Source organism: Chryseobacterium sp. CG10_8 (genome assembly GCF_058117085.1).
Map to the genome: position 1 here is coordinate 1 of NZ_JBYVEB010000274.1, position 675 is coordinate 675.

The following is a 675-nucleotide window of genomic DNA, read 5'->3' on the forward strand; positions in this document are numbered from 1 at the left end:
AAACTAATTTATTGGAAGGTAAATTAATTCTTAATAGCAAAGAATATGGTTGCACTTTTTCGATATTTCAAAACTACATCAATTTGAAAATTTCTAATAATTCAGGTAAAATTGAAAATGATTTTTTCGATAAAGATTATCATTTTTATTATATGAGTGGAGACCCTACGACTGAAAAAATAGTTATGGATATTCTTAATTTTTTAGAAATCAGAAATAATATCAGTATTAGATATTCAATAAAAAAATGAAAGGTTTTACACGTACTTACACTATGGTAAAACCTTTCAATTCTTAATTTCAAATGTTTATTGGTAAAGCCCCCTCACAATCTTTAAAAAGTTGAGAAAATTTCTCTGAAATTTTGTTTTTTAGATACTTTACGGTTGTATTCAATTGCTTATCTTTTATAAATTCTTGCAGTGCTTTTTTGTATCTGCTTTTGGTGCTGTGAGAGTTAAAATTTCTAAGCCAATAGGTGTATTCTAACTTATTACCAAGATTGGCAATTTCTTCTTTTGTTAGGTTTTTTTTGAAGCGGTCATCTACAATGAGTAGATGCTCGAATTTGCTTTCAAAATCTTTAAACAAAAGGTAATTTTTGTAAGGGTCGTATAAATCATACAATGTATTTATTCCAAATTTTCTTGCCTGTAATTCTTTTGAGGTATATTT

At 26.5% G+C, this 675-nt stretch carries 2 protein-coding genes; one reads left to right on the forward strand and one right to left on the reverse strand.

What is annotated here, in order from left to right; translation table 11 throughout:
• The coding region (locus AC4AGG_RS16700; RefSeq protein WP_489773153.1) for a hypothetical protein at positions 1 to 251 on the forward strand (251 nt) is incomplete at its 5' end.
• 49 nt (positions 252 to 300) lie between these two features.
• Here AC4AGG_RS16700 and AC4AGG_RS16705 read toward each other — a convergent pair.
• The coding region (locus tag AC4AGG_RS16705; protein WP_489773154.1) for a hypothetical protein at positions 301 to 675 on the reverse strand (375 nt) is incomplete at its 5' end.